The organism is Serratia sp. CoH_122_TC_1 (genome assembly GCF_058191755.1).
Genome location: NZ_JBXWLA010000012.1, coordinates 107,908 through 133,917 on the forward strand (window position 1 = coordinate 107,908; position 26,010 = coordinate 133,917).

Below are 26,010 nucleotides of genomic sequence, written 5' to 3' on the forward strand. Positions count from 1 at the left end.
TCAACAAACGCAGCGGAATGATTTACACTCCGTTCTCTTGTTTGTGGCGCGGCCCAACACAGAGAACCATGGAACGTATTAAGCGGGATCCTAAACAATGAGCAGATCACTATCCATCGCACTGGCCCAGTTAAACCTGCTGGTCGGTGACATTGAAGGCAACACCGAGCGCATGTTGCAAACGGTGCAAGAGCAGCAGAAGGCGGGAGCCGATCTGGTCATGTTCACCGAACTGGCGCTGTCTGGCTATCCGCCGGAAGACCTGTTGTATCGCAATGATTTTTATCAGCGCTGTGACGCGCAGTTGCATCGTTTGCAGCAGGCGTCGGTTGATGTCGCCATTCTGGTCGGCCACCCGTGGCGTGAAGGCGACAAACTCTATAATGCGCTGTCGCTGTTCTCCGAAGGGACGCTGCTGGCGCGTTACTTCAAGCAGCAGTTGCCGAACTACGGTGTTTTCGATGAGAAACGCTACTTCCAGGCGGGTAATGAAACCTGCGTGATCGAGCTGAAAGGCTATCGCCTGGGTCTGCTGATTTGTGAAGATCTGTGGTTCCCGGAGCCGGTCGATGCTGCCAAGGCGGCTGGCGCCGAAATGATTTTGTCGATCAATGCCTCACCCTACAATCGTGAAAAGCCGTATATCCGCAAAACGCTGATGGCCGGCCATTGCCAACGTACCCATTTGCCTCTGGTGTACCTGAACCAGATTGGTGGGCAGGATGAATTGATTTTTGACGGCTGTTCGAAGGTATTTGATGCTGCTGGCAACATGACCCACCGTCTGGCGGCATTCGCCGAACAGGTCACGTTGCTTGAGTTCAATGAGCTGGACGTCGTGCCCATGACGGCACCGGCCGCAGAGTTACCGCAGTTGGCGCAGGTGTACGAAGCCCTGGTGTTGGCGGTGCGCGACTATGTGACGAAAAATGGCTTCAAGGGCGCAGTGCTGGGGTTGTCTGGCGGTATCGATTCGGCGCTAACGCTGGCGATTGCCGTCGATGCATTGGGCAAAGACAAGGTGCAGGCGCTCATGATGCCGTTCCGCTACACCGCGGATATCAGCATTGCCGACGCTAAAGAAGAAGCCGAAATCCTGGGTATTGAATTTGATATCGTCTCCATTGAGCCTATGTTTGATGCCTTTATGGGCCAACTGACGCCAATGTTTGCCGGTACCGAACGCGATACCACGGAAGAAAACCTGCAGGCACGCTGCCGTGGTGTGGTGCTGATGGCGCTGTCCAATAAGCGCCGTAGTATCGTGTTGACGACGGGCAATAAAAGCGAGATGGCCGTAGGTTACGCCACGCTGTATGGTGATATGGCGGGGGGATTCGACGTACTGAAAGACGTCCCGAAAACACTGGTATTCAAGTTATCCGAATACCGCAATACCGTTTCCTACGTGATCCCGCAGCGCGTTATTGATCGTCCGCCGTCCGCTGAGCTGGCGCCGGATCAGCTCGATCAGGACAGCTTGCCTCCGTACGACATTCTGGATGCGATTCTGGAAAGCTACGTCGAACGCGATAAGTCCGTTGCCGATCTGGTGGCTGAAGGCTTCGACGAAGCGATAGTACGCAAGGTTATTCGCCTGGTAGATATTAACGAATACAAACGGCGTCAGGCCGCCGTCGGGCCGCGTATTACCGCCCGCAATTTCGGCAAAGACCGCCGCTACCCAATCACATCCGGCTTTGGCCGCAAAAATTGGTAAAGGAAAGAAGATGAAAAAGATCGACGCTATTATCAAGCCGTTCAAACTGGATGATGTTCGTGAAGCGCTGGCTGAGGTGGGCATTACCGGGATGACCGTCACCGAAGTGAAAGGCTTCGGCCGCCAGAAAGGCCACACTGAGCTGTACCGTGGCGCAGAGTATATGGTCGACTTCCTGCCGAAGGTGAAAATTGAAATCGTGGTGGCCGACGATATCGTCGATACCTGCGTAGAAACCATCATGCAGACTGCGCAAACCGGTAAAATCGGCGACGGTAAGATTTTTGTCTTCGATGTGGCGCGCGTAGTCCGTATTCGTACCGGCGAACAGGACGAAGAAGCGATTTAATGTGATCGTCTACCGAGCACCGCCAGATTGAGCTTGGGCGGTGCTCGGCCTCCTCACGTACTACGTGTACGCCCCAAATATCCCTGAACGTCTCCCGCCTCTCCACCGTTTTGATTATTCTCATCAGAAGCATTCTAAAAAAGCGAAGGCTATCGCGTTTTTGATACTTTTCCCGATCGCTTTACTGCACCCATAGCTACACTTAACTCAATTCCACTATTTTGATTAAGGCAATCCCCAATGAATGTCACGTTGCGGCCAGGCGGCAAGTGCACGCAGACAACAACGCAGTGGCTTGGAAGGCAATGCGGATGATGACGCTGCGCCAAATCCGCCATTTTATCGCCGTGGCCGAAACCGGTTCGATCTCCGCCGCCGCCCAGGCGGTGTTTGTTTCCCAGTCCTCGTTGACGTTGGCTATCCAGCAATTGGAAACCGACATCGGTGTGCGATTGTTCGATCGCCACGCCAAGGGCATGAACCTGACACATCAGGGGCACCAATTTTTACGCCAGTCTTATCTGATCCTCGCCACGGTGGATAACGCCAAACGCAGCCTGCAATTGGGGACTGAAAGCCTGACCGGCAAGCTGACTATCGGCGTGACCAGTCTGGTGGCCGGGTACTTCCTGGTCGAGCTGCTCAAGCGGTTTAAATCGGCTTACCCCAACGTCACCATCCAGATGATCGAAGATGAACGTCCTTATATTGAGCACCTGCTGGTAAGCGGGGAGATCGATATCGGCGTCCTGATCCTGTCCAATATCGAAGACCGTGACGCGTTGCAGACCGAAGTGCTGATGCATTCGCCTTATCGCCTGTGGCTGCCACCGCTGCATCCGCTGCTGGATCACGAAAGCATCAGCCTGGCAGATGTGGCGAAGTTGCCGCTTATCCAGCTTAATGCCGACGAAATGGACGTACATGCGCGTCGCATCTGGACACGCGCGGGATTGAAACCGGAGATCGCCATGAAAACCGGTTCGACGGAGGCGGTACGCAGCCTGGTGGCGGCAGGGATGGGGGTCTCAATCTTGCCGGATATGGCTTACCGCGCCTGGTCGCTGGAAGGCAATATGATTGAAGCGCGTAAGCTGGTGGATCTGCTGGAGCCGCTGGACATTGGCTTGGCATGGCGGCGCGGTAGCGCACGGCCGGAATTGGTCACCCCTTTCCTGACCATTGCGCGTGAGAACGGGAATATGCACGCCGCTGGGCTGAAGCATTCGATTTAATCGAACGCGGCGTTCAGTATTTAGAATTTGTTGGCTGCCTGATGCTCGCTTAGTCTGATTGAAACTAACTTATTTCACATTTAGTTAACGTTTTTGTCACTTAGAGGCGATTCGCGATGGCAGATGTGCACCTCCTTTCAGGTTTATCCTGTCAGCAATTCATTAACGGTCAGTCGGTCGAAGGTGAAGGCCAGCAAGAGTGCATCGTTAATCCGGCTAATGGCGAAACGCTGGTTTCCATCACCGAAGCCTCATCCGCGCAGGTTGGCAGCGCCGTTAAAGCGGCCCAGCAAGCCTTCGGCCACTGGTCGCGCACTACGCCAGCCTACCGTGCATCTCTTCTTCTGCGCATTGCCGACGCCATAGAGCGGCAGGCCGAGCGGTTAGCCGGTCTGGAAGCCCTCAACTGCGGCAAGCCGTTGCATCAGGCGCTCAATGATGATCTGCCGGCGGCCGTCGACGTCTTTCGTTTCTTTGCCGGCGCGGTGCGTACCCAGCAAGGGCAACTGGCTGGTGAATACATTGAAGGGCACACCTCGATGATTCGCCGTGATCCGATCGGTGTGGTGGCCTCGATTGCGCCATGGAACTACCCGCTAATGATGGCGGCATGGAAGATCGCGCCCGCGCTGGCGGCGGGCAACACCGTGGTATTCAAACCTTCCGAACATACTCCCCTGACGATTTTGGCGCTGGTGCCAGCGCTGCAAGATATCTTGCCGCCGGGTGTGCTGAATATTGTCTATGGCGGCGGAGAAGGGGTCGGCAGCCATTTGGTCGGACATCCGCAGGTGCGTCTGGTGTCGGTGACCGGCGATATCGTCACCGGGCAAAAAATCTTGCAGGCGGCAGCTAAAAGCGTCAAACGCACCCACCTGGAATTGGGGGGGAAAGCACCGGTGATCGTCTGCGACGACGCGGATCTGGACGAAGTGGTCAACAGCATCCGCACCTATGGCTACTACAACGCCGGGCAAGACTGCACCGCCGCCTGCCGCATCTACGCGCAGGCGGGGATCTATCCAAAACTGGTAGAAGCGCTGGGTGAGGCGGTGGCCAGCCTGCGTTTTGCCCGCAAACGCGATGAAGATAACGAAATTGGCCCGCTGATCAGTAACCGGCAGCGCGATCGTGTCGCCAGCTTTGTCGAACGGGCGCTCAGTCAGCCGCACATTGAATTGATCACCGGCGCCGCCGCGCATTCGGGCCCCGGTTTCTATTACCAACCCACGCTGCTGGCCGGCTGCCTGCAAAGCGACGAAATCGTCCAGCGTGAAGTGTTTGGCCCGGTAGTGAGCGTTACCCGTTTCGAACATCTGGAGCAGGCGGTCAACTGGGCCAATGATTCCGAATACGGTCTGGCTTCGTCGGTCTGGACGCAAAATATCGATCGGGCGCTGCATATCGCTGCGCATCTGCAATACGGCAGCACCTGGATCAACACCCATTTCACCCTGGCGAGTGAGATGCCACACGGGGGCCTGAAACGTTCCGGTTACGGCAAGGATCTCTCCAGTGATTCACTGCAGGACTACAGCGTAGTCAGACATGTAATGGCGAAGTTTAAAGCCAGCTTTTAATTAGATTAGGGCGGCAGCCGTTCCCTGCCGCATACAGATACGCAACACAGGGGTAATTACGATGGGAAAAACGACCGCAGTCACCACCACAGTTTCCGCGCTCTGTCTCACTGTGCTTTGCAGCCTGGCTCATGCGGCCGAGTTGCCACAGGCTCTGGGTAAAGGCGAAGGACGACTGGATATCATTGCCTGGCCCGGGTATATCGAACGCGGCCAATCCGATAAAAATTATGACTGGGTCACCCAGTTTGAAAAACAGACCAGCTGTGCAGTGAATGTGAAAACGGCTGCCACGTCAGACGAAATGGTCAGCCTGATGGCTAAGGGCGGTTACGACTTGGTGACCGCTTCCGGCGATGCTTCACTGCGACTGATCTTCGGCAAACGGGTGCAGCCAATTAACACGGCACTGATCCCCAACTGGAAAAACATCGACCCGCGCCTGTTGAAGGGCGCCTGGTATACCGTGGACGGTAAAACCTACGGTACCCCCTATCAGTGGGGGCCAAACCTGCTGATGTACAACACCAAAACCTTCCCAACGCCACCGGATAGCTGGGCTGTCGTGTTCCAGCAACAGAACCTGCCAGACGGCAAAACCAATCAGGGGCGGGTGCAGGCCTATGATGGCCCTATTTACATCGCCGACGCTGCGCTGTTCCTGAAGGCGACACAACCCCAGCTTGGCATCAGCGATCCGTATCAATTAAACGAAGCGCAATATCAGGCGGCACTGAAACTGTTACGCACTCAGCATGCGTTGATTCATCGCTACTGGCATGACACCTCAGTGCAGATGAGCGATTTCAAAAATGAAGGCGTGGTCGCCTCCAGCGCCTGGCCGTATCAGGCCAATGCCCTGAAAGGGGAAGGCCAGCCGATTGGCACCGTGTTCCCGAAAGAGGGCGTTACCGGCTGGGCGGATACCACCATGCTGCACGCCGACGCCAAACACCCCAACTGTGCTTACCTGTGGATGAACTGGTCGCTGGAGCCGAAAGTGCAGGGTGACGTTGCTGCCTGGTTCGGTTCTGTACCGGCATCACCGGCAGGCTGTAAGGCCAGTACGCTGTTAGGCGATAAAGGGTGTGAGACCAATGGTTTCAACCAGTTCGACAAGATTGCCTTCTGGAAAACGCCACAGGCGCAGGGTGGCAAGTTCGTACCCTATAGCCGCTGGACTCAGGATTATATCGCCATCATGGGCGGCCGCTAATATCACCTTCATATTTCAAGCTGCCTCTTTGCTGGCTGCCCGCACGAACCCCGGTTGCGTACGACCTGTACGCACTCGGGGATGCGTTGGGTTGTCGCTTTGATGTAGCCCGAACTATTTTGGCGATAGGTCTGTGTCGGGGGTAGCCAAACTGGCTTTGCTGGCTACACCTGATGAGTTTACGCCATGTTTAGGAGAGCAGATCATGACCATTGCCGTGCAGTTTATCGATGTTTCTCGGAGTTTTGGCGATGTTCGCGCCGTGGACAGGGTTTCTATCGAAATACAGGATGGGGAATTCTTCTCCATGCTCGGGCCTTCAGGTTCGGGCAAAACCACATGCCTGCGATTGATCGCCGGTTTTGAACAGCTCAGTGCCGGTTCGATTCGTATTCACGGCCAGGAAGCCGCCAATCTGCCACCGTATCAACGTGACGTGAATACCGTCTTCCAGGATTACGCGTTGTTCCCGCATATGTCAGTGCTGGAAAACGTCGCCTACGGGCTGATGGTTAAAGGCGTGGCCAAACGTGAACGCCTGGCGCGGGCGCAGGAAGCGCTGGACAGTGTGGCGCTGGGATTTGTGGCCGAACGTAAACCGGCACACCTTTCAGGCGGTCAGCGGCAGCGTGTTGCACTGGCGCGCGCTTTGGTCAATCGGCCACGGGTGCTGTTGCTGGATGAACCGCTTGGCGCGCTGGATCTCAAGCTGCGTGAGCAGATGCAGGGCGAGCTGAAAAAGCTGCAGCGCCAACTGGGGATCACCTTTATTTTCGTCACCCACGATCAGAGCGAAGCGCTATCGATGTCCGATCGGGTGGCGGTGTTCAACAATGGGCGTATTGAGCAGGTGGATGCGCCTCGCGAGTTGTACATGCGGCCGAAGACACCCTTTGTTGCCGAGTTTGTCGGTACGTCCAATGTGGTACGCAGCGATCTGGCGCAGCGGTTACTGGGCCAGGCCGCCACCTTCTCAATCCGTCCCGAGCATATCCGTTTAGCCAATCAGGCCGGCGCGGCACAGGGTGACGTCCAGGTGCAGGGCACGCTGCAAGAGATCCATTATCAAGGCGCCGCAACGCGCTATGAAATTGCGTTGAACAGCGGGGAGAAACTGCTGGTCAGCGAGGCGAATCCTCAGTGGCATGCCGACGGGCAGCGACACCTGATCGGTCAACCGGTCACCGCTTGCTGGTCACGCGAGGCGATGGTGCCACTGCTGGAGGAGAGGTGAGATGGAGATGAGCATTGACTATCCCGCGCCGCGCCGCGGTACCTTGCGCGCGCTGTCGACCTGGCTGTATCGCCGACCGACGCTGTACCTGCTGTTGTTATTGGTCCCGCCGCTGTTGTGGTTCGGCGCGGTGTACCTTGGCTCATTATTGACGCTGTTGTGGCAGGGGTTCTACACCTTCGACGATTTCACCATGACGGTGACGCCGGATCTGACCTTCGACAACCTGCGGGCGCTGTTCAACCCGGCCAATTACGACATCATTCTTCGCACATTGACCATGGCGGTGCTGGTGTCCCTGGCCAGCGCGATGTTGGCATTTCCGATTGCCTACTACATGGCACGTTACACCAGCGGCCGCGTCAAAGCGTTCTTCTATATCGCGGTGATGATGCCAATGTGGGCCAGTTATATCGTTAAGGCCTACGCCTGGACCCTATTGCTGGCAAAGGATGGCGTGGCGCAGTGGTTCCTACAGCATCTTGGGCTGGAGCCGGTGTTGGCGGCAATCCTGACCGTACCGGGCGTAGGGGGCAATACCTTGTCGACCTCAGGGTTGGGGCGTTTTCTGGTGTTTGTGTATATCTGGCTGCCGTTCATGATCTTACCGATCCAGGCGGCGCTGGAACGTCTGCCACCTTCGTTGCTGCATGCTTCGGCGGATTTGGGCGCACGCCCGTCGCAGACCTTTCGTTATGTGATCCTGCCGTTGGCGGTGCCGGGCATTGCCGCCGGGTCGATCTTCACCTTCTCACTGACGCTGGGGGACTTTATTGTGCCGCAGCTGGTGGGCCCGCCGGGCTATTTCATCGGCAGCATGGTGTACGCGCAGCAAGGGGCGATCGGGAATATGCCGATGGCCGCGGCCTTTACTCTGGTGCCGATTGTGTTAATCGCGATTTATCTTTCCATTGTGAAACGTCTGGGGGCCTTCGATGCACTCTGAGCGCGCGCCGTTAGGGCTGAAATTGGCCGCCTGGGGCGGTCTGATTTTCCTGCATTTCCCCCTGGCGATTATCGCCATTTACGCCTTCAACACCGAGGACGCGGCGTTCAGCTTCCCGCCGAAGGGGTTCACGTTGCATTGGTTCAGCGTTGCCGCCGGGCGGCAGGACATTATCGATGCGATGCTACTTTCCGCGCAGATTGCTGCATTGGCCACGGCTGTGGCGCTGGTACTGGGCACCCTGGCGGCTGCGGCGCTGTACCGGCGTGATTTCTTCGGTAAAGACAGCATTTCACTGTTGCTGCTGTTACCGATCGCGCTGCCGGGCATTGTTACCGGTCTGGCGTTGCTGGCCGCGTTCAAGGCGCTGAATATCGAACCGGGCGTACTGACCATCGTTATCGGGCATGCCACTTTCTGCGTGGTGATCGTATTCAACAACGTCATCGCTCGTTTCCGCCGGACTTCCCATAGCCTGATTGAAGCGTCAATGGATCTGGGTGCTGACGGCTGGCAAACCTTCCGCTACGTCATGTTACCCAATCTGGGTTCAGCGTTGCTGGCCGGTGGCATGTTGGCCTTCGCGCTGTCGTTTGATGAAATCATTGTCACCACCTTTACCGCCGGGCATGAGCGCACGCTGCCGCTGTGGCTGCTCAATCAGCTCGGCCGCCCGCGTGATGTGCCGATCACCAACGTGGTCGCGCTGTCCGTGATGTTGCTGACCATGATCCCGATTTTGGGGGCTTATTACCTGACTAAGGGTGGCGAAAGCGTCGCCGGCAGTGGCAAATAGAATTCAGGCCTACTGGGCTACTGCGCTTGGCATCCTGAGATTGGGCAGTGCTCGGCCTCCTCACGTACTTCGTGTACGCTCCGGGGCCCTGCGCGCTGTCCGCACTCAGCCTGCCTACGCTCGTTACGCTCAGTGAACCTTAATTAACATTTTGAATTGTAAAATTTAAAAGGATAACCCTATGCAAAGCCAATTGTTGATTAATGGCCAACTGGTGACCGGCCAGGGCACGTTGTTGCCGGTGTATAACCCGGCGAGCGGAGAAGTAGTGTTACAGGTGGCTGAAGCCAGCGCAGAGCAGGTTGATCAGGCGGTGCTGGCGGCCGACGCCGCATTTGCCGAATGGGGACAAACCACGCCGAAAGCGCGTTCCGAATATTTGTTGAAGCTGGCGGATATGATTGACAACCATGCGGAAACCTTTGCTCGCCTTGAGTCGCTTAACTGCGGCAAACCCTACCACTGTGTATTGAACGACGAACTGCCGGCCGTAGCCGATGTTTTCCGTTTTTTCGCCGGTGCGAGCCGCTGTCTGAGCGGGCTGGCGGCGGGTGAATATCTTGCGGGACACACCTCAATGATCCGCCGTGACCCTTTGGGCGTGGTGGCTTCGATTGCCCCTTGGAACTATCCGCTGATGATGGCAGCATGGAAGTTGGCCCCGGCCTTGGCGGCGGGTAACTGCGTTGTGCTTAAGCCATCGGAACAAACCCCGCTAACCACGTTCAAGTTGGCTGAATTGGCCGCCGGCGTGTTCCCGCCGGGTGTGTTCAACGTGCTGTTCGGCCGCGGCGCCAGCGTTGGCGACCGGCTGACCGGCCATGACAAAGTGCGCATGGTGTCACTCACCGGATCCATCGCCACCGGGGAACACATTATTGCGCATACTGCACCCGGCATTAAACGCACCCATATGGAATTGGGGGGGAAAGCGCCGGTGCTGGTATTTGACGATGCCGATCTGCAACAGGTGGTGGACGGGATCCGTAGCTTCGGCTTCTACAACGCGGGTCAGGACTGCACCGCTGCCTGCCGCATTTATGCGCAGAAAGACATCTACCCACAGTTGGTGAAGGCGTTGGGCGAGGCCATTGGCAGCCTAAAGATCGGGCCGCCGGAAGATCAGAGCAGTGAGCTGGGCCCATTGATTACCGCCCAGCATTTGGAGCGGGTTGTGGGCTTTGTCGAGCGAGCAAAAGCCTTGCCGCATGTACAGGTCGTGACGGGCGGTGAGCGGGTCGACGGCCCTGGCTACTATTTCCAGCCGACATTGTTAGCTGGCGCGCGTCAGGAAGATGAGATTGTGCAGCGTGAAGTGTTCGGCCCGGTCGTGACCGTAACGCCATTCGACGATGAGGCGCAGGTGCTGGCCTGGGCTAATGAGTCTACTTACGGACTGGCGTCGTCGCTGTGGACGCGGGATGTTGGCCGGGCACACCGTTTAAGCGCCCGTTTGCAGTATGGCTGCACCTGGGTGAATACCCATTTCATGCTGGTGAGTGAAATGCCGCACGGGGGGCAGAAGCTGTCCGGCTACGGCAAGGATATGTCGATGTATGGATTGGAAGACTATACTGCTATACGGCATGTGATGTTTAAACATTGATTCATTGGGTTTTATCTGCAAAATAACGCGGCTTTCAGGCTGGTTACTACTGGCCTGATAATAATATCCCCTATGGATTTTAAGCTACAGCTAGGCGGCCCAGGTCAGGTAGGGGCGCTGCATGCTGCGCCCGTATCAATTGGGGCGAAGGTATTCGCCCCCTACGGTGAGCAAGTGCAGGTAACCACGCTGTAGCTTTAAATACGACGGGGAAAAACTGAAAGGAAGCCAATTATGAGCATCACCCGACGCGATTTTCTTAACGGGGTGGCGATCACTATCGCCGCCGGGTTGACGCCGATGCAGATCTTAAGAGCGTCGCCGCAAACCGCCAATCAAACCCTTTATTACCCGCCGACGCTGACTGGGCTTCGTGGTAACCATCCTGGTTCATTCGAGCATGCACACCAACTGGGGCGCGATGGCAAGGCCTTCGATTTTGCTTCCGTACCTGCGACGGAAGAGTTTGATTTGGTGGTCGTGGGGGCCGGTATCAGCGGGCTGGCTGCGGCCTGCTTCTGGCAGCAAATGAAGGGCCCGCAGCAACGTATTTTGCTGATAGACAATCACGATGACTTCGGCGGGCACGCCAAGCGCAATGAATTCAGCAGTGAAAACGGCACTATTCTTGGTTATGGCGGTAGCGAGTCATTGCAGTCACCGCGATCCAACTTTAGCCCGGTGGCGATGGGCCTGCTGCAAAAGCTGGGTGTCAGCATCGACAATCTGGAAAAAGCGTTCGATACCACTTTCTACCCGAACCTGAATTTGAGTCGCGGTGTCTATTTCGATCGTAAAAACTTCGGCGTCGACAAGGTCGTGAGTGGCGATCCGGGCCGCATGGTTGCCGACGACATCCCGCACGATCGTCTTAATGGTCGCTCCTACGAAGCCTTTATCGGTGATTTCCCACTGCCGGAAACTGATCGTCAGGCGCTGATTGCGCTGCACACGGTGGATAAGGATTACCTGCCGGAGATGAATCAGGAACAGAAAAGTGAATGGCTCGACAAGCACAGCTATACCGAATTCCTGCGTGATAAGGTCGGCCTGAGCGAAATGGCGATCCGTTATTTCCAGCAAACCACCAGTGACTTCCAGGCTGTGGGCATTGATGCGACATCATGCAGTGACGCACGCATCTGCGACTTGCCTGGGCTCAATGGCATGAATTTACCGCCGCTGGACGAAGAGTCGCAGGCGGATCTCGACGATCCCTACGTGTTCCATTTCCCTGACGGCAACGCCACATTGACGCGCTTGATGGTGCGTCATTTGATCCCGGCGGTTTCACCGGGCGGTAAGGACATGAATGACATCGTGTTGGCGAAGTTCGACTACAGCCAGCTTGATCGCGCGGCGTCACCGGTAAAACTGCGGCTCAATAGCACGGGCCTGCATGCGGCTAACGTCGGCGACAAGGTTGAAGTGACCTATATGACCGGCGAGAAAATGACCAAGGTACGCGCCGGACAGGTCGTGATGGCCGGGTACAATATGATGATCCCGTATCTGGTGCCGGAAATGTCGTCGGAACAGCAAGAAGCGCTCAAGCAGAACGTGAAGTCACCGTTGGTGTACAGCAAAGTGGTGATCCGCAATTGGCAGCCATTTATCAAACTGGGTGTGCATGAGGTGTACTCGCCAACGGCACCGTATTGCCGCGTGAAGTTGGATTACCCGGTGAGCATGGGCGGCTATCAGCACCCGCGCGATCCGAACCAACCGATCGGCCTGCACATGGTGTATGTGCCGACGCTGGCGGGGAGCGGGTTAAGCCCACGTGAGCAGTCTCGCAAGGGGCGCGCCTTACTGCTGGGCACGCCGTTTGAGGTGCATGAGCAGATGATCCGTGAGCAGCTACAGGGCATGCTCGGTTCTGCCGGGTTCGATCATCAGCGAGATATTGAAGCCATTACCGTAAACCGCTGGTCACATGGCTATTCCTACTTCCTCAATGGGCTGTTTGATGATGAGGATGAAGCAAAGAAAATCATTGCGACAGCGCGTAAGCCGATCGGCAAGATTGTGATTGCCAACTCGGACTCTGACTGGAGTCCGTATGCCAACTCGGCGATCGACCAGGCATGGCGTGCGGTCAATGAGTTGGCCTTCAGCCATGTTGCGGCGAAGGAGGGAGCATGAGAATGCGTTCACTGTATTTGCTGACCTTACTGGCAGCGGGCGGTTCGGCCCAGGCAATGTCGGCGGGGGAGTATGTGGCTAAGGCCGGGGACTGTACCGCCTGTCATACCACGCCGGGTGGCGCTCTGTTTGCTGGTGGGATGAAGTTCCCTACGCCGTTGGGCAACATTTACGCCACCAATATCACCCCGGACAAACAGCAAGGCATCGGTGGCTATTCTTTTGACGAGTTTGATCGCGCTATGCGCCAGGGGATCGCCAAAGATGGCCATCGGTTGTATCCCGCGATGCCGTATACCTCTTACGCCAAAATGAACGCGGAAGATATGCGTGCGCTGTATGACTACCTGATGAAGGAAGTCCCGGCGCAGAATACGGCCAACCGTGCTAGTGATATCAGCTGGCCGTTGTCGATGCGTTGGCCGCTGGCGGTCTGGAACCAACTGTTCCATGACGATACGCCTTACAAGCCGGACAGCAGTCAGAGTGCCGAATGGAATCGTGGTGCTTATTTGGTGCAAGGGGCTGGGCACTGTGGCAGTTGCCATACGCCGCGCGGCTGGGCGATGCAAGAGAAAGGGCTGGGCAGCAAAGAACCTGCCTTCCTGAGTGGCGCTGAGCTGGATGGTTGGTACGCATCGGGATTACGCGGTCTGAAGCAGGACGAGGTGGTGTCTTTGCTGAAAACAGGGCGCAGCCAACATGCTGCGGTCGCCGGGCCGATGAGTGAGGTGGTAAGCCACAGCACGCAGTACCTCACGGACGGCGATCTGAATGCCATTGCCACCTATTTGCACAGCCTGGAGGCAGAAAAACCGTCGGCGGAAAAACCTGTCGCAATGGCGGTCGACAACTGGAAAGCGGGGCAAAGCACCTACGCCATGTACTGTTCAACCTGCCATGGCAATAAGGGCGAGGGGAGCGACAACACCATTCCGGCACTGGCGGGCAATGCGACGGTCACGGCGGAGAACCCACTCACCGCGCTGCGCGTGGTGTTGGAAGGCGCGCATACGCCTATCACACAACACGCCACGGCGATCGCCATGCCGGGTTACGCTTGGGCATTGGATGACCAGCAAACTGCCGATCTGATGAGCTATTTACGAGGAAGTTGGGGCAACCAGTCGGCACCGGTTACGGCGCAGCAGGTGCAGGAGACGCGCAAGCTGGCGGAGAAATAACCAGACACTGTCCTATTTGAAGCGGCTTCATTGTTGACTGCCTGCGCTTCCCCCGTCATGGACTATTTGTACGTTCTTGGGGATTCGCTGGGGTGCCGTCGCGAGGCAATGCCAATTATGCGCAATACGGGCGCGGCTCATAGGGGCCGCGCCCTTTTCAATTACATCACTTTATGTGGGCCGAAGCATTCGTAGTGGATGCGATCGGCATCTACCCCCATCTCCAGCAACTGCTTGGCCACATACTGCATGAAGGGGACCGGGCCGCAGAAATAGTAATGCATCTGTGGGGTGCTGAGCGTTTCGCGTAGAGCACTCAGATTCATCAGACCACGGCTCTGGTAGTCACGGCCTTCTACATCGTCTGCACCTGGTTGGTTGTACCACACGTGACGGCTCAGGTTTGGCATACGTTTGGCAATATCCGCAACTTCATCGGCAAAGGCGTGAACGCTGCCGTTTTCCGCTGCATGCAGCCAGTGTATATCCGCCGGATGCTGGCTATCGTGCAGGGTATTTAGCATGCCGAGCATCGGGGTCTGGCCAACACCGGCGGAAATCAGCGCCACAGGTGTTTCCGGCTGCGCGTCGAGGAAGAAGTCCCCGTGCGGTGGGGCGAGGTAAATCACGTCGCCTTCTTTGGCTTGCTGATGCAGGAAGTTAGAGACTTTCCCCTGATCTTCACGTTTGACTGCGATACGGTAGTATTCGCCGTTAGGTGAGGTGGTCAGTGAGTATTGGCGTATTTCCTGGTTTTCCATGCTGTCATGTTTGATGTAGACCGCCAGATATTGGCCCGGCTTGAAGTCGATCACTTTGCCGCCGTCAACGGGCGCCAAGACGAAACTGCAAATCACGTCGCTTTGCGGCTGTTTTTTGACGATGCGGAAAGCTCGCAGGTCACGCCAGCCACCGTTGGCGGTTGCACTGGCCTGATAAATTTGGTCTTCGCGCTGGATAAACACATTCGCCAACACGCCATAGGCTTTGCCCCAGGCATCCAGTACCTCTTGGCCCGGGCTGAACATTTCGTCCAATGTGGCCAGCAGATGACCGCCGACAATTTGATATTGATCCGGTTGAATATTCAGGCTGGTGTGTTTGTGGGCAATACGCTCTACGGCAGGCAGCAGGGCCGCCAGATTTTCGATATTCGCGGCGTAGGCACAAATTGCGTCGAACAGTGCCTGGCGTTGATCGCCATTGCGCTGGTTGTTCATGTTGAACACATCTTTTAATTCGGGGTTGTGTTCGAACATGCGGTCGTAGAAATGCGCGGTCAGTTTCGGCCCGGTAGCGGCCAGCAGGGGAATAGTAGATTTTACGGTGGCGATGGTTTGGCTATCCAGCATGGTAGCGCTCCTTGGTCGATCATTATTGGTGTTTTGTAATGATGTATTTTAAATGCATCTTTAAGTTTGAATGCATCCTAGCGGTTTCTGTTGCGGCTGTAAATACCCCTGATTTTTTTGCGGGGTCGCTCAGCGGCGATCCCGCTCACAGAACATGAAAAAACCGCATTCTTAGCATGAGTAAAAGTCCGTTGCCCAATGGCACTGTTTATCGGATCAAAACCTTGCTGCGCCTAAAGCCAATCGTTTGCGTAAAAACCTCTGTCAAGACCTATCCTCGGTAGGGGGAAACAGTTTACACTGTGTCCCAGAGCCCAAACGGGTGGTGATTTTTTAGTTAGCCGATTTAAGTCAGGAGAAGCCGGATGTTAAAGCGTGAAATGAACATTGCTGATTACGATGCCGAACTGTGGCGTGCAATGGAGCAAGAAGTTGTGCGCCAGGAAGAGCACATTGAGCTGATTGCGTCTGAGAACTACACCAGCCCGCGTGTTATGCAGGCTCAGGGTTCCCAGTTGACCAACAAATACGCTGAAGGCTATCCAGGCAAGCGTTATTACGGCGGCTGCGAATACGTGGATATCGTTGAGCAACTGGCTATCGACCGTGCTAAAGCACTGTTCGGTGCCGATTATGCCAACGTACAGCCGCACTCCGGCTCTCAGGCAAACTTTGCTGTTTATACCGCGCTGCTGCAGCCGGGCGACACCATTTTGGGGATGAACCTGGCACACGGCGGTCACCTGACTCATGGTTCACCTGTCAACCTGTCCGGCAAGCTGTATAACGTGGTGCCTTACGGCATCGACGAAAAAGGCCAAATCGACTACGCAGATCTGGCCAAACAGGCACAGACTCACAAACCAAAAATGATCATCGGTGGCTTCTCGGCCTTCTCCGGTATCGTTGATTGGGCAAAAATGCGTGAAATCGCCGACAGCATTGGTGCTTACCTGTTCGTTGACATGGCGCACGTTGCAGGCCTGATCGCCGCTGGCGTTTATCCTAACCCGGTACCACACGCACACATCGTTACCACCACAACGCATAAAACCCTGGCGGGTCCGCGTGGCGGCCTGATCCTGGCGAAAGGCGGTGATGAAGAGCTGTACAAGAAACTGAACTCTGCAGTGTTCCCTGGCGGCCAGGGTGGCCCGCTGATGCACGTGATTGCCGGTAAAGCGGTAGCGCTGAAAGAAGCGATGGAGCCTGAGTTCAAGATTTACCAGCAACAAGTGGCTGATAACGCCAAAGCCATGGTGCAAGTGTTCCTGGACCGCGGCTACAAAGTGGTTTCCGGCGGTACGCATAACCACCTGTTCCTGCTGGATCTGGTTGACAAGAACCTGACCGGTAAAGAAGCTGACGCAGCCTTGGGCCGTGCCAACATCACCGTGAACAAAAACAGCGTGCCAAACGATCCTAAGAGCCCATTCGTCACCTCCGGTGTGCGTATCGGTACGCCAGCAGTGACTCGCCGTGGCTTCAAAGAAGCTGAAGTGCGTGAATTGGCGGGTTGGATTTGTGATGTGTTGGACAACATCAACGATGAAGCCACCATCGAACGTACCAAGAAGAAAGTATTGGATATTTGCGCCCGCCTGCCGGTTTACGCATAACTCTGCTTTCCCTTTAAAAACCCGCTTCGGCGGGTTTTTTTATACCTGTTGCAGACAAACTGTGAACTACCTAGCACTCTACCCCCTAGACGGTGAATGTACATTGCTAGCCAGTGTGACCTCTGTCAAAGTATCGCCTTCACACCGGAGGGATCATGGTTTTGCAATCAACGCGTTGGCTCGCTCTTAGCTATTTCACCTACTTCTTTTCTTATGGCATCTTCTTACCTTTTTGGGGCGTTTGGTTAAAAGGTGAGGGCATACCGCCTGAAACTATCGGTATTCTGCTTGGCGCAGGTCTGGTTGCACGTTTCCTGGGAAGTTTGCTGATAGCCCCCCGGGTAAAAGATCCCTCTCATCTGGTGACGGCACTGCGCCTGCTGGCATTGCTGACACTGGCTTTCGCCATCGGGTTTTGTTTTGGTAATGGCTGGGGCTGGCTAATGTTAGTGATCGCCGGCTTCAATCTGTTCTTTTCGCCGTTAGTCCCGCTTACAGACGCGTTGGCCGGTACCTGGCAAAAACAGATCGCTATGGATTACGGTCGTGTCAGGCTGTGGGGATCGCTGGCGTTTGTGATTGGTTCGGCGTTGACCGGTCAGATGGTTTCCGTTTGGGGCCATAACGCTATTCTCTACAGCTTGATTATCAGCATATTAGCCATGCTGTTGGGCATGATGCTGAAACCGAGCGTGATGCCACAGGGCGAAGCGCGTATCCACAATGAAGCAGATCGTTCATTGCGGGAGATGCTTAAAGAAGGGCCGGTTTGGCGCTTCTTGTTGTGCGTAACCCTGTTGCAAGGTGCACACGCCGGTTATTACAGTTTTGGGTCCATTTATTGGCAAGAGGCAGGTTATTCGGCATCGACCATCGGTTACTTGTGGTCGCTGGGCGTCGTGGCAGAGGTGATCATTTTCGCCAGCAGCAATTTCCTGTTCCGTCGCTGGAATGCGCGCAATTTGCTGCTGCTTTCCGCCTGTTGCGGAATATTGCGCTGGAGCCTGATGGCCACCAGCACCGAGTTGGGGTGGCTACTGGTGATTCAGATTCTGCACTGCGGCACCTTTACGGTTTGCCATCTGGCGGCAATGCGCTTTATCGCGGCGCGCAAAGGGCCGGAAGTGATCCGCCTGCAGGCGGTTTACTCGGCACTGGCGATGGGGGGCGGGATTGCGATTATGACCGTGATTGCCGGCTTCCTGTTCGAGCATCTGCATGGCGGGGTGTTCTGGGTGATGGCGGCAGTGGCGTTGCCGGCGCTGTTTATTCGTCCGCCGGCCGTTGCAATCAGCGGCAACCGCTAAGAGGTTTCCAGCAGCGCACGTATGGCTTTGCGCTGCTGGCGTTCTAGCGGTAATTCAGTGTAAATCAGTGGCGGTTGCAGTGCACCGTGCTCCGTGGCGTACGGGGTGATGACCAGCGTTACCCCCTGTGGGGCACCGGAGTGCAGGTAATCACGCAGCGGTAAATATTTGATATTCAATGGCAGTAGCGTTAATTCGCGAATTTGATATTCCACTTCCTCTTCCAATTGCGGATTGTCCAGCGTCAGCAACAGTACCTGCTTTTCTTGTAACGCATTGCCTTGCATCAACCAGGCACCAAAACTGATCGCAACCAGCCCGGCTTCTTCACTGGAGAAGTGAATGCCGTACTCCTGTTCAAGGGGGGCCAGCGCTTCCTGGGCAGTACGCATCAGGCGCGGATATTTGCGTTCGACCTCTTCCAGCAGTGTGTTGTCGATACCAATTTCAAAGCGACAACGCTCCACCGCTGGTGCCAGATGCGCAAACAGCTGGCTGATCAAATCGTCTTTACTGCTGAAGGTCATACCGGATATCTGTTGGAAGCGTTCGACCATATTTTCAATCGCAGCCATCAGCCGCAGGTCTTCTGCAGAGTCGTTACTGTGATAGCTGTGGTTTTTCAGCATGGTGAACATCAACACAAGAAAGTCGCTTTCGCTGTCTTCGGGTTGCAGGGCAAAAAGCTGATTCAGCGATTGAAGCAACCTGCTCGCCACCTGATGTTCTGGCTTCTGATGAAGCCAGTCGCGCTGGGCAGGATTAAACATGGGATGCCGCTGGCTCCGAGCTTCCCACGCGCAATACAGAAGGTAGTGCTGCAAGAACTGACGATCGCGCCGATCAAAGCTGCGGTTGATCAGCGGTTCACATGCACTGATGTATTGCTCCAACGGCGTGGTCAGATCCTGGCTTATTCCCAGCGCCTGCCGTAGCCAGGGGGAAAAATGCCGCTCGATAAATTCTGGGCTACAGCGCAGAGCTCGTCGCAGCCAGTGGAGCAGGCAGAGGCGTTGATTGAGCGTAGTGCCCCGAATCCGGTATCCCTCGTCGGGATTGCCGTCGATCTCCAGATGGTGGAAACGCTGGATTTCACTGGCAACCTCGGCTATATCTTGCCGGGTGATAGGGGGGGCGACGCCATTAATTTGGCTGATGGTCTCCAGTTGTACTGCGGGCACCGGCGCATACAGCATCAATAGTAGATGGCAGCGTCGTTGTTGACCGGAGAGCTCAGGCACAGGGGCAGTGTCCAGGCTCATATCACCTTCAGGCAGGTAACGTTTAAATTATGAATAAGCATAGCAAAAGGCGATGCGCGGCGTGGCTACGGCACCCGGTTTTACTTCGGCTTACAACTTTCGTCACAATTATTGGGCGGAATAGCGGTGGTTTAAGATTGGTTGATGTTACTTTATAACAATAATGAGTATCGTTTGATGATGAAGTTACGTTTTATTCTGGCTGGTTTTCTACTGTTATGCAGTGCCGGCGCTGTCGCTCACCCGCACAGCTTTATTGATATGAACACCACCTTTGTGGTGAAGGATCAACAGCTGGTTGGCTTGAAAATGGTTTGGGTTATGGATGAAATCACCTCGGCAGATTTGCTGTACGACGCGGAGAATGCCAAAAGCGATTCAGAGGTATGGAAAAAGCTGGCAGCGCAGGTCATGGCCAATGTACTTGGTCAGCATTATTTCACGGATATGTACCGCGACGGTAAGCGGGTGAAATATTTGAATTTGCCGACGGAATACCATTTGTCACGCCAGGGGCACCAGGCGGTGCTGGAGTTTGTGTTACCGCTGGCCGAGCCGCAACCGCTGGCGGGCAAACCGTTTGAAATCTCTACGTATGACCCAACCTATTTTGTCGATATGACCTACAAAGATAAGGCCGCACTGCACTTGCCGCCAGAAATGGCATCGCAATGCAAGTTCAAGCTGATGACACCTAAACCCAATTCGTCTTTGCAGGCCTATGCCTTGTCCCTCGATAAGAACGATTCACCCGGCGAAGATATGGCGCTGGGGCAACAGTTCGCCCAACGGGTCAGTCTGCAATGTCAATAAACCTCAGCCAGCAGGCGGCGCGTAAGCGACACTGGGCTTTCAGTCTGTGGCCATTGCTTTTGTTTGCACTGTTGCTGGCGTTGGGTGCGCAGTTGGCGTGGCACTATTGGCCGCAGTTGTTGATGCAAAGTGTGGTGTGGCAGAAAGGGCTGCACCAGCAGTTGGCCGGTCTGCTACAGCAGGTAAAAGCTGCACCGCAGCAGGCCGGGCTGGTGTTGATGCTGTTTAGCCTGAGCTACGGCGTGCTGCATGCGCTGGGGCCTGGTCACGGCAAGGTGGTGATTGCCACCTATTTGGCTACCCATCCGGCACGGCTGAAAAGCAGCCTGAAACTGACCTTTGCTGCGTCGTTGGTACAGGGGTTGGTGGCGATTGCACTGGTGACGCTGATGCTGATGGTGTTGCAACTGTCATCACGGCAACTGCACCAAAGTAGCTTCTGGCTAGAGAAGGGCAGTTTTATTCTGGTGATGCTGCTTGGGGTATTACTGAGCTGGCGTGCCTTGAAGCGACTTTACCGCGCGGTGAAAACCCTGCGTCCGTCGCCGTCGCTGCGAATTAACAGCCTGCAACCGTTGCCGGCGGATCACGTTCACGATGAACATTGCGGCTGTGGCCACCGGCATATGCCAAGCGACAGTGAATTACAGGCGGGCAGCGACTGGCGCACACAGGCCGCTATCGTGCTGGCTATGGGGATGCGCCCATGTTCGGGGGCGATATTGGTGTTGCTGTTTTCCAAAGTGATTGGTGTCTTTATCTGGGGCGTTGTTTCGGCGTTGGCGATGGCGCTGGGCACCTCGCTGACCATTTCATTGTTGGCTCTACTGGTGCATTACAGCCGTCGACTGGCGGTGCGCCTAAGCCGTTCACGTGCCCCTGCTGCCTGGAGTGCCGTGGCGTGGGGGTCGTTGGCACTGGCCGGTGGTTTGATTTTGTTATTCGCTGGGCTGCTGTTATACGTCAGTGCCCAACCGGAGTTCGGTGGCGGTATCCGGCCTTTCTCCCGCTAACGGGCATAAAAAAAGCGCTGCAATCATTGCAGCGCTTCAATATTCAAAACAGGTTCAGGCGTCGTGAGCGCCGGCAGTTTGCGGACGGCCAGCGTAATAGCCTGAATTAACGCTTCAGCGCTTCGCTCAGTTCTTCACGCATGGTAGAAAGCATGGCTTTCACTACGCGCGGGTTACCCGCTACCACGTTGCCGGAGCTTAAGTGGTTGTGGCCGCCGACGAAGTCGGTCACCAGGCCGCCAGATTCACGCACCAGCAGTTCGCCTGCGGCGAAATCCCATGGCTTCAGGCCAATCTCGAAGAAACCGTCAACGCGACCGGCAGCCACATAGGCCAGATCCAGCGCGGCAGAACCGGTGCGACGGAAGTCGGCACACTGCGTGAACAGTTTACCCACGATGTTGATGTAAGGTGTTGCGTGCTGCTTAACCTTGAACGGGAAGCCGGTAGCCAGGATGGTGCCATCCAAATCTTTGGCATTGGTGCCACGCAGGCGGTAACCGTTGAGCTGCGCGCCCTGGCCGCGAGTTGCGGTGAACAGTTCGTTACGCATTGGATCGTATACCACAGCGACTTCAGTACGGCCTTTAATGCGTACGGCGATGGAAACTGAGAAGTGTGGGAAACGTTTGATGAAGTTTGATGTGCCATCCAGTGGATCGATCACCCATTGTACATCTTTGTCTTCGCCGACCAATTCGCCGCGTTCTTCGGTAACAATGCTATGTTGCGGATAGGACTTGCGGATGACGTCGATGATCAGATGCTCTGCATCGCGATCGACGTTAGTGACGAAGTCATTGGTCCCTTTCTGGCTCGCTTCTACAGCGTCCGGGGTTTCGTAGTTTTTGGCAATCAGGTTACCGGCCTTGCGCGCAGCGCGCACGGCGATAGTCAGCATCGGATGCATGGGTATCTTCCAACTAGGATGTTAAAGAACAGGAAACGGCGCGAAGTATAGCAGGTGTTCGGCAAATTGCCTATGGCTGTGTTAAGATGCTGTGATTTTCCGCTACGCTCAGAGTTTGTATGCTGCATAACATCCGCATTGTTCTGGTAGAAACTTCCCATACCGGCAACATGGGCTCGACCGCCAGAGCCATGAAAACCATGGGGTTAACCAACCTTTATCTGGTTAATCCACTGATAAAACCTGATTCTCAGGCGATCGCCCTGGCCGCAGGGGCCAGTGACGTGATTGGCAACGCCACTATCGTTGATACGTTAGATGACGCCATTGCCGGCTGTAGCCTGGTGGTCGGCACCAGCGCGCGTTCACGTACCTTGCCGTGGCCGATGCTGGAACCGCGTGAATGCGGCGTACGCGCCGTGCACGAAGGTGAGCACGCGCCAGTCGCGTTGGTATTTGGTCGTGAACGTGTCGGTCTGACGAATGATGAGCTGCAAAAATGCCATTATCACGTCGCCATTCCGGCTAACCCAGATTACAGCTCGCTGAATTTGGCGATGGCAGTGCAGATCCTGGCGTACGAAGTCCGTGTGGCTTACCTCGATCGCCAACAGGCAGGCGTGCCGCCGTTGGAAGAGACGCCATATCCGCTGGTGGACGATCTTGAACGTTTCTATCAGCATCTGGAACAAACGCTGCAGCACAGTGGCTTTATTCGCCCGTCACATCCGGGGCAGGTCATGAGCCGTTTGCGTCGTTTATTCACCCGCGCGCGACCAGAAGCGCAAGAGCTGAATATCCTGCGCGGTATGCTGACGTCGATCGAGAAACAGGACAAACATCAAGGTAATTAATTTGATGCGTTGTAACGGCTCGCGGTAATAGTATTAGTTATCCAATGGTTATAATATGTATTTTTTATGCATATTATCTAGCTTAGTTCAAAATGTGCTAATACTTGAGTAAATTACTAGGTTAAATAGTTGACTGATTTACTCGGGAATGTCAGACTTTCGGCCATGTTTGACCAACAGGTAACCATTAGCTATGAGACTGACATCCAAAGGCCGTTATGCCGTAACCGCTATGCTTGACGTGGCATTGCACTCCCAGGAAGGGCCCGTACCTCTGGCGGATATTTCTGAGCGCCAAGGTATCTCGCTCTCTTATCTGGAACAATTATTCTCCCGTCTGCGTAAGAATGGCCTGGTGGCCAGCGTACGTGGGCCGGGCGGTGGTTATCTGCTGGGGAAAGACGCGAGTGAGATTGCCGTTGGTGCAGTCATCACTGCTGTCGATGAATCGGTAGATGCAACCCGTTGCCAGGGTAAAGAAGGCTGTCAGGGTGGCGATCGCTGCCTGACCCATACCCTGTGGCGCGATCTGAGCGAGCGCATCAGCGGGTTCCTGAACAACATTACGCTGGCTGAACTGGTGAACAACCAGGAAGTGCTGGTGGTGGCGGATCGTCAAAATAATGATACCCGTCGCACGGCCAACGGTCGTCCGCAAGAAACTATCAACGTTAATCTGCGCGCATAAGCAGCTGGCGATATTTTTTTAGTTTTTGGAAGTGATGTACGGAGCACAAGAGCAATGAAATTACCGATTTATTTGGACTACTCAGCAACGACGCCGGTTGATCCGCGCGTTGCTGAGAAAATGATGCAGTGTTTGACTCTGGACGGGACTTTCGGTAACCCGGCTTCCCGTTCCCACCGTTTCGGTTGGCAGGCGGAAGAAGCGGTAGATATCGCCCGTAACCAAATTGCTGAACTGGTTGGCGCTGACCCGCGTGAAATCGTGTTCACTTCCGGGGCAACCGAATCCGACAACCTGGCGATCAAAGGTGCGGCCAATTTCTATCAAAAGAAAGGCAAGCACATCATCACCAGCAAAACCGAACACAAAGCCGTGCTGGACACCTGTCGCCAGCTCGAGCGTGAAGGCTTTGAAGTGACCTACCTGGCACCGCAGAGCAACGGTATCATCAGCCTGCAGGATCTCGAAGCGGCGATGCGTGAAGACACCATTCTGGTCTCTATCATGCACGTGAACAACGAAATTGGCGTGGTGCAGGATATCGAAGCCATCGGCGAAATGTGCCGTGCACGCGGTGTCATTTATCACGTTGATGCGACCCAGAGCGTAGGTAAATTGCCTATCGACCTGAGCAAATTGAAAGTCGACCTGATGTCGTTCTCCGGCCACAAAATTTATGGCCCGAAAGGCATTGGTGCGCTGTACGTGCGTCGTAAACCACGTATCCGTATCGAAGCCCAGATCCACGGCGGTGGCCACGAGCGCGGTATGCGTTCCGGCACGTTGCCTGTGCATCAGATCGTCGGTATGGGCGAAGCTTACCGTATCGCCAAAGAAGAAATGCCGACAGAAATGGCACGCTTGCGCACGCTGCGCGATCGTCTGTGGAACGGCGTGAAAGATATGGAAGAAGTGTATCTGAACGGTTCGCTGGAGAACGGCGTTCCTAACATCCTGAACGTCAGCTTCAACTATGTTGAAGGTGAATCGCTGATCATGGCCTTGAAAGACCTGGCCGTATCTTCGGGTTCTGCCTGTACCTCCGCTAGCCTTGAGCCATCTTACGTGCTGCGCGCGTTGGGAATGACCGACGAGTTAGCGCATAGCTCGATCCGTTTCTCTCTGGGGCGTTTCACCACAGAAGAAGAGATCGATTACACCATTCAACTGGTGCGTAAATCCATCGGCCGTCTGCGCGATCTGTCTCCACTGTGGGACATGTTCAAGCAGGGCGTGGATATCAACAGCATCGAATGGGCACATCATTAATTCTCAGGATTCAGGAGCAAGGTCATGGCTTACAGCGAAAAAGTAATCGATCATTATGAAAACCCGCGTAACGTGGGTTCCTTCGACAACGAAGATCCTAGCGTTGGCAGCGGCATGGTGGGTGCACCGGCCTGTGGCGACGTGATGAAGTTGCAGATCAAGGTCAACAATGAAGGTATCATTGAAGACGCGCGTTTCAAGACTTACGGCTGCGGTTCCGCCATCGCTTCCAGCTCGCTGGTGACCGAATGGATGAAAGGCAAGTCTCTTGATCAGGCTGAAGCGATCAAAAACACCCAGATCGCCGAAGAGCTGGAATTACCGCCGGTAAAAATTCACTGCTCTATCCTGGCTGAAGACGCCATTAAAGCAGCGATTGCCGACTACAAGAGCAAACATAGCGCCAAGTAATCATTGTGTAGGGGCGTTGCATGTCGCGCCCGCATTCAGCGGGGCGAGTCTATTCACCCCCTGCACCGGTTAGCTCCCCACACCTGTTTTGCTACGGGTTGGGGATATTAAGTATGAGGTTGTGATGTCAATTACCATGAGCGACAGCGCTGCACAGCGCGTTCAGGCATTTATGGATAACCGTGGCAAAGGCCTTGGCCTGCGTCTGGGGGTGAGAACCTCTGGCTGCTCCGGGATGGCGTACGTGCTGGAATTTGTTGACGAAATGAACGATGACGACATCGTTTTTGAAAACAAAGGCGTTAAGGTGATCATTGACGGCAAGAGCCTGGTCTACCTTGACGGCACCGAGCTTGATTTCGTTAAGGAAGGTCTGAACGAAGGCTTCAAGTTCAACAACCCAAATGTCTCAAGCGAGTGCGGCTGCGGCGAAAGTTTCAACGTCTGACAGTCCATCGTGCTCCCCCGCCAGGCGCGGGGGAACTTCATCCGATAACGCCC

23 protein-coding genes are annotated in these 26,010 nt (G+C 55.3%); 20 read left to right on the forward strand and 3 right to left on the reverse strand.

Going from position 1 to position 26,010, the window contains the following annotated elements:
• Positions 1 to 97: 97 nt before the first annotated feature.
• The 11 genes from AC2FC2_RS16590 to AC2FC2_RS16640 all read left to right on the forward strand — a co-directional run bounded on the left by AC2FC2_RS16590 (position 98) and on the right by AC2FC2_RS16640 (position 14,011).
• Positions 98 to 1,720: an NAD+ synthase gene (locus tag AC2FC2_RS16590; RefSeq protein WP_490659560.1), complete on the forward strand. Its 1,623-nt coding sequence runs from the start codon at positions 98 to 100 to the stop codon at positions 1,718 to 1,720.
• Positions 1,721 to 1,730: 10 nt separating this feature from the next.
• Entirely contained in the window at positions 1,731 to 2,069 is a 339-nt protein-coding gene (glnB, locus tag AC2FC2_RS16595; RefSeq protein ID WP_004847623.1) for a nitrogen regulatory protein P-II, read from the forward strand.
• A 311-nt stretch (positions 2,070 to 2,380) separates the two neighbouring features.
• Complete coding sequence (locus tag AC2FC2_RS16600; protein ID WP_265556707.1) at positions 2,381 to 3,304, forward strand: LysR substrate-binding domain-containing protein; 924 nt, start codon at positions 2,381 to 2,383, stop codon at positions 3,302 to 3,304.
• Positions 3,305 to 3,420: 116 nt separating this feature from the next.
• Positions 3,421 to 4,884, forward strand: a complete 1,464-nt coding sequence (locus tag AC2FC2_RS16605) for a gamma-aminobutyraldehyde dehydrogenase (protein WP_209638402.1) — start codon at positions 3,421 to 3,423, stop codon at positions 4,882 to 4,884.
• 61 nt (positions 4,885 to 4,945) lie between these two features.
• A complete protein-coding gene (gene ydcS, locus AC2FC2_RS16610; protein ID WP_209638400.1) occupies positions 4,946 to 6,100 on the forward strand; it encodes a putative ABC transporter substrate-binding protein YdcS in 1,155 nt (384 codons plus the stop codon).
• A gap of 205 nt (positions 6,101 to 6,305) precedes the next feature.
• A complete protein-coding gene (locus tag AC2FC2_RS16615) occupies positions 6,306 to 7,334 on the forward strand; it encodes an ABC transporter ATP-binding protein (RefSeq protein ID WP_209638398.1) in 1,029 nt (342 codons plus the stop codon).
• Between the two features lies 1 nt (position 7,335).
• Positions 7,336 to 8,280 carry an ABC transporter permease gene (locus AC2FC2_RS16620; RefSeq protein ID WP_209638396.1) on the forward strand — a complete coding sequence of 315 codons (945 nt, stop codon included), beginning with the start codon at positions 7,336 to 7,338 and terminating at the stop codon, positions 8,278 to 8,280.
• Positions 8,270 to 9,076: an ABC transporter permease gene (locus AC2FC2_RS16625; protein ID WP_012146350.1), complete on the forward strand. Its 807-nt coding sequence runs from the start codon at positions 8,270 to 8,272 to the stop codon at positions 9,074 to 9,076. The genes AC2FC2_RS16620 and AC2FC2_RS16625 overlap by 11 nt, the downstream gene beginning before the upstream one ends.
• A 181-nt stretch (positions 9,077 to 9,257) precedes the next feature.
• A complete protein-coding gene (gene patD, locus AC2FC2_RS16630) occupies positions 9,258 to 10,682 on the forward strand; it encodes an aminobutyraldehyde dehydrogenase (RefSeq protein ID WP_490659561.1) in 1,425 nt (474 codons plus the stop codon).
• A gap of 234 nt (positions 10,683 to 10,916) precedes the next feature.
• Complete coding sequence (locus AC2FC2_RS16635) at positions 10,917 to 12,827, forward strand: NAD(P)-binding protein (protein ID WP_490659562.1); 1,911 nt, start codon at positions 10,917 to 10,919, stop codon at positions 12,825 to 12,827.
• Positions 12,824 to 14,011: a c-type cytochrome gene (locus AC2FC2_RS16640; protein ID WP_490659563.1), complete on the forward strand. Its 1,188-nt coding sequence runs from the start codon at positions 12,824 to 12,826 to the stop codon at positions 14,009 to 14,011. The genes AC2FC2_RS16635 and AC2FC2_RS16640 overlap by 4 nt, the downstream gene beginning before the upstream one ends.
• Positions 14,012 to 14,172: 161 nt before the next feature.
• Here the strand turns inward: AC2FC2_RS16640 and hmpA are convergent, their stop codons facing one another.
• Complete coding sequence (gene hmpA, locus AC2FC2_RS16645; protein ID WP_209638388.1) at positions 14,173 to 15,363, reverse strand: NO-inducible flavohemoprotein; 1,191 nt, start codon at positions 15,361 to 15,363, stop codon at positions 14,173 to 14,175.
• 365 nt (positions 15,364 to 15,728) lie between these two features.
• Here hmpA and glyA point away from each other — a divergent pair, with 365 nt between their 5' ends.
• Complete coding sequence (gene glyA, locus AC2FC2_RS16650) at positions 15,729 to 16,982, forward strand: serine hydroxymethyltransferase (RefSeq protein WP_209638386.1); 1,254 nt, start codon at positions 15,729 to 15,731, stop codon at positions 16,980 to 16,982.
• Between the two features lie 155 nt (positions 16,983 to 17,137).
• Entirely contained in the window at positions 17,138 to 18,289 is a 1,152-nt protein-coding gene (locus AC2FC2_RS16655; protein ID WP_209638384.1) for a 3-phenylpropionate MFS transporter, read from the forward strand.
• On the opposite strand, the gene csiE is transcribed toward AC2FC2_RS16655, so the two are convergent.
• Positions 18,286 to 19,551 carry a stationary phase inducible protein CsiE gene (csiE, locus tag AC2FC2_RS16660; protein WP_209638382.1) on the reverse strand — a complete coding sequence of 422 codons (1,266 nt, stop codon included), beginning with the start codon at positions 19,549 to 19,551 and terminating at the stop codon, positions 18,286 to 18,288. The two genes, AC2FC2_RS16655 and csiE, sit on opposite strands and share 4 nt — an antisense overlap.
• A gap of 144 nt (positions 19,552 to 19,695) precedes the next feature.
• Here csiE and AC2FC2_RS16665 point away from each other — a divergent pair, with 144 nt between their 5' ends.
• Together AC2FC2_RS16665 and AC2FC2_RS16670 are read left to right on the forward strand one after the other, a co-directional pair.
• Positions 19,696 to 20,364 (forward strand): DUF1007 family protein, encoded by a 669-nt coding sequence (locus tag AC2FC2_RS16665; protein WP_209638380.1) that lies wholly within the window; start codon positions 19,696 to 19,698, stop codon positions 20,362 to 20,364.
• Positions 20,355 to 21,377 carry a nickel/cobalt transporter gene (locus AC2FC2_RS16670; protein WP_490659564.1) on the forward strand — a complete coding sequence of 341 codons (1,023 nt, stop codon included), beginning with the start codon at positions 20,355 to 20,357 and terminating at the stop codon, positions 21,375 to 21,377. Before AC2FC2_RS16665 ends, AC2FC2_RS16670 begins: the two co-directional genes overlap by 10 nt.
• 106 nt (positions 21,378 to 21,483) lie before the next feature.
• On the opposite strand, the gene suhB is transcribed toward AC2FC2_RS16670, so the two are convergent.
• Positions 21,484 to 22,287 (reverse strand): inositol-1-monophosphatase, encoded by an 804-nt coding sequence (gene suhB / locus AC2FC2_RS16675; RefSeq protein ID WP_209638376.1) that lies wholly within the window; start codon positions 22,285 to 22,287, stop codon positions 21,484 to 21,486.
• 119 nt (positions 22,288 to 22,406) lie between these two features.
• Here suhB and trmJ point away from each other — a divergent pair, with 119 nt between their 5' ends.
• From trmJ to iscA, 5 genes are all read left to right on the forward strand, one after another.
• The gene (gene trmJ / locus AC2FC2_RS16680) at positions 22,407 to 23,141 is read left to right on the forward strand and encodes a tRNA (cytosine(32)/uridine(32)-2'-O)-methyltransferase TrmJ (RefSeq protein ID WP_037417502.1); all 735 of its coding nucleotides are present in this window, start codon (positions 22,407 to 22,409) and stop codon (positions 23,139 to 23,141) included.
• Between the two features lie 193 nt (positions 23,142 to 23,334).
• Positions 23,335 to 23,829 carry a Fe-S cluster assembly transcriptional regulator IscR gene (gene iscR, locus AC2FC2_RS16685; protein ID WP_006318200.1) on the forward strand — a complete coding sequence of 165 codons (495 nt, stop codon included), beginning with the start codon at positions 23,335 to 23,337 and terminating at the stop codon, positions 23,827 to 23,829.
• 54 nt (positions 23,830 to 23,883) lie between these two features.
• Positions 23,884 to 25,098, forward strand: coding sequence for an IscS subfamily cysteine desulfurase (locus tag AC2FC2_RS16690; protein WP_209638374.1), 1,215 nt, complete (start codon positions 23,884 to 23,886; stop codon positions 25,096 to 25,098).
• Positions 25,099 to 25,122: 24 nt separating this feature from the next.
• On the forward strand, positions 25,123 to 25,509 hold the full coding sequence (iscU, locus tag AC2FC2_RS16695) for a Fe-S cluster assembly scaffold IscU (RefSeq protein ID WP_012146333.1): 387 nt from the start codon (positions 25,123 to 25,125) through the stop codon (positions 25,507 to 25,509).
• A gap of 124 nt (positions 25,510 to 25,633) precedes the next feature.
• Entirely contained in the window at positions 25,634 to 25,957 is a 324-nt protein-coding gene (gene iscA, locus AC2FC2_RS16700) for an iron-sulfur cluster assembly protein IscA (RefSeq protein WP_037417508.1), read from the forward strand.
• Positions 25,958 to 26,010: the final 53 nt, after the last annotated feature.

Bases quoted from the DNA above. Each gene is read 5' to 3' on its own strand.
- AC2FC2_RS16605 (WP_209638402.1), top strand. From the start codon at position 3,421: ATGGCAGATGTGCACCTCCTTTCAGGTTTATCCTGTCAGCAATTCATT.
- AC2FC2_RS16690 (WP_209638374.1), top strand. From the start codon at position 23,884: ATGAAATTACCGATTTATTTGGACTACTCAGCAACGACGCCGGTTGAT.
- AC2FC2_RS16590 (WP_490659560.1), top strand. From the start codon at position 98: ATGAGCAGATCACTATCCATCGCACTGGCCCAGTTAAACCTGCTGGTC.
- iscA (WP_037417508.1), top strand. From the start codon at position 25,634: ATGTCAATTACCATGAGCGACAGCGCTGCACAGCGCGTTCAGGCATTT.
- iscR (WP_006318200.1), top strand. From the start codon at position 23,335: ATGAGACTGACATCCAAAGGCCGTTATGCCGTAACCGCTATGCTTGAC.
- AC2FC2_RS16615 (WP_209638398.1), top strand. From the start codon at position 6,306: ATGACCATTGCCGTGCAGTTTATCGATGTTTCTCGGAGTTTTGGCGAT.
- patD (WP_490659561.1), top strand. From the start codon at position 9,258: ATGCAAAGCCAATTGTTGATTAATGGCCAACTGGTGACCGGCCAGGGC.
- ydcS (WP_209638400.1), top strand. From the start codon at position 4,946: ATGGGAAAAACGACCGCAGTCACCACCACAGTTTCCGCGCTCTGTCTC.
- csiE (WP_209638382.1), bottom strand. From the start codon at position 19,551: ATGAGCCTGGACACTGCCCCTGTGCCTGAGCTCTCCGGTCAACAACGA.
- trmJ (WP_037417502.1), top strand. From the start codon at position 22,407: ATGCTGCATAACATCCGCATTGTTCTGGTAGAAACTTCCCATACCGGC.
- iscU (WP_012146333.1), top strand. From the start codon at position 25,123: ATGGCTTACAGCGAAAAAGTAATCGATCATTATGAAAACCCGCGTAAC.
- AC2FC2_RS16640 (WP_490659563.1), top strand. From the start codon at position 12,824: ATGAGAATGCGTTCACTGTATTTGCTGACCTTACTGGCAGCGGGCGGT.
- AC2FC2_RS16655 (WP_209638384.1), top strand. From the start codon at position 17,138: ATGGTTTTGCAATCAACGCGTTGGCTCGCTCTTAGCTATTTCACCTAC.
- AC2FC2_RS16635 (WP_490659562.1), top strand. From the start codon at position 10,917: ATGAGCATCACCCGACGCGATTTTCTTAACGGGGTGGCGATCACTATC.
- AC2FC2_RS16620 (WP_209638396.1), top strand. From the start codon at position 7,336: ATGGAGATGAGCATTGACTATCCCGCGCCGCGCCGCGGTACCTTGCGC.
- hmpA (WP_209638388.1), bottom strand. From the start codon at position 15,363: ATGCTGGATAGCCAAACCATCGCCACCGTAAAATCTACTATTCCCCTG.
- AC2FC2_RS16670 (WP_490659564.1), top strand. From the start codon at position 20,355: ATGTCAATAAACCTCAGCCAGCAGGCGGCGCGTAAGCGACACTGGGCT.
- suhB (WP_209638376.1), bottom strand. From the start codon at position 22,287: ATGCATCCGATGCTGACTATCGCCGTGCGCGCTGCGCGCAAGGCCGGT.
- AC2FC2_RS16600 (WP_265556707.1), top strand. From the start codon at position 2,381: ATGATGACGCTGCGCCAAATCCGCCATTTTATCGCCGTGGCCGAAACC.
- AC2FC2_RS16625 (WP_012146350.1), top strand. From the start codon at position 8,270: ATGCACTCTGAGCGCGCGCCGTTAGGGCTGAAATTGGCCGCCTGGGGC.
- glyA (WP_209638386.1), top strand. From the start codon at position 15,729: ATGTTAAAGCGTGAAATGAACATTGCTGATTACGATGCCGAACTGTGG.
- glnB (WP_004847623.1), top strand. From the start codon at position 1,731: ATGAAAAAGATCGACGCTATTATCAAGCCGTTCAAACTGGATGATGTT.
- AC2FC2_RS16665 (WP_209638380.1), top strand. From the start codon at position 19,696: ATGTTACTTTATAACAATAATGAGTATCGTTTGATGATGAAGTTACGT.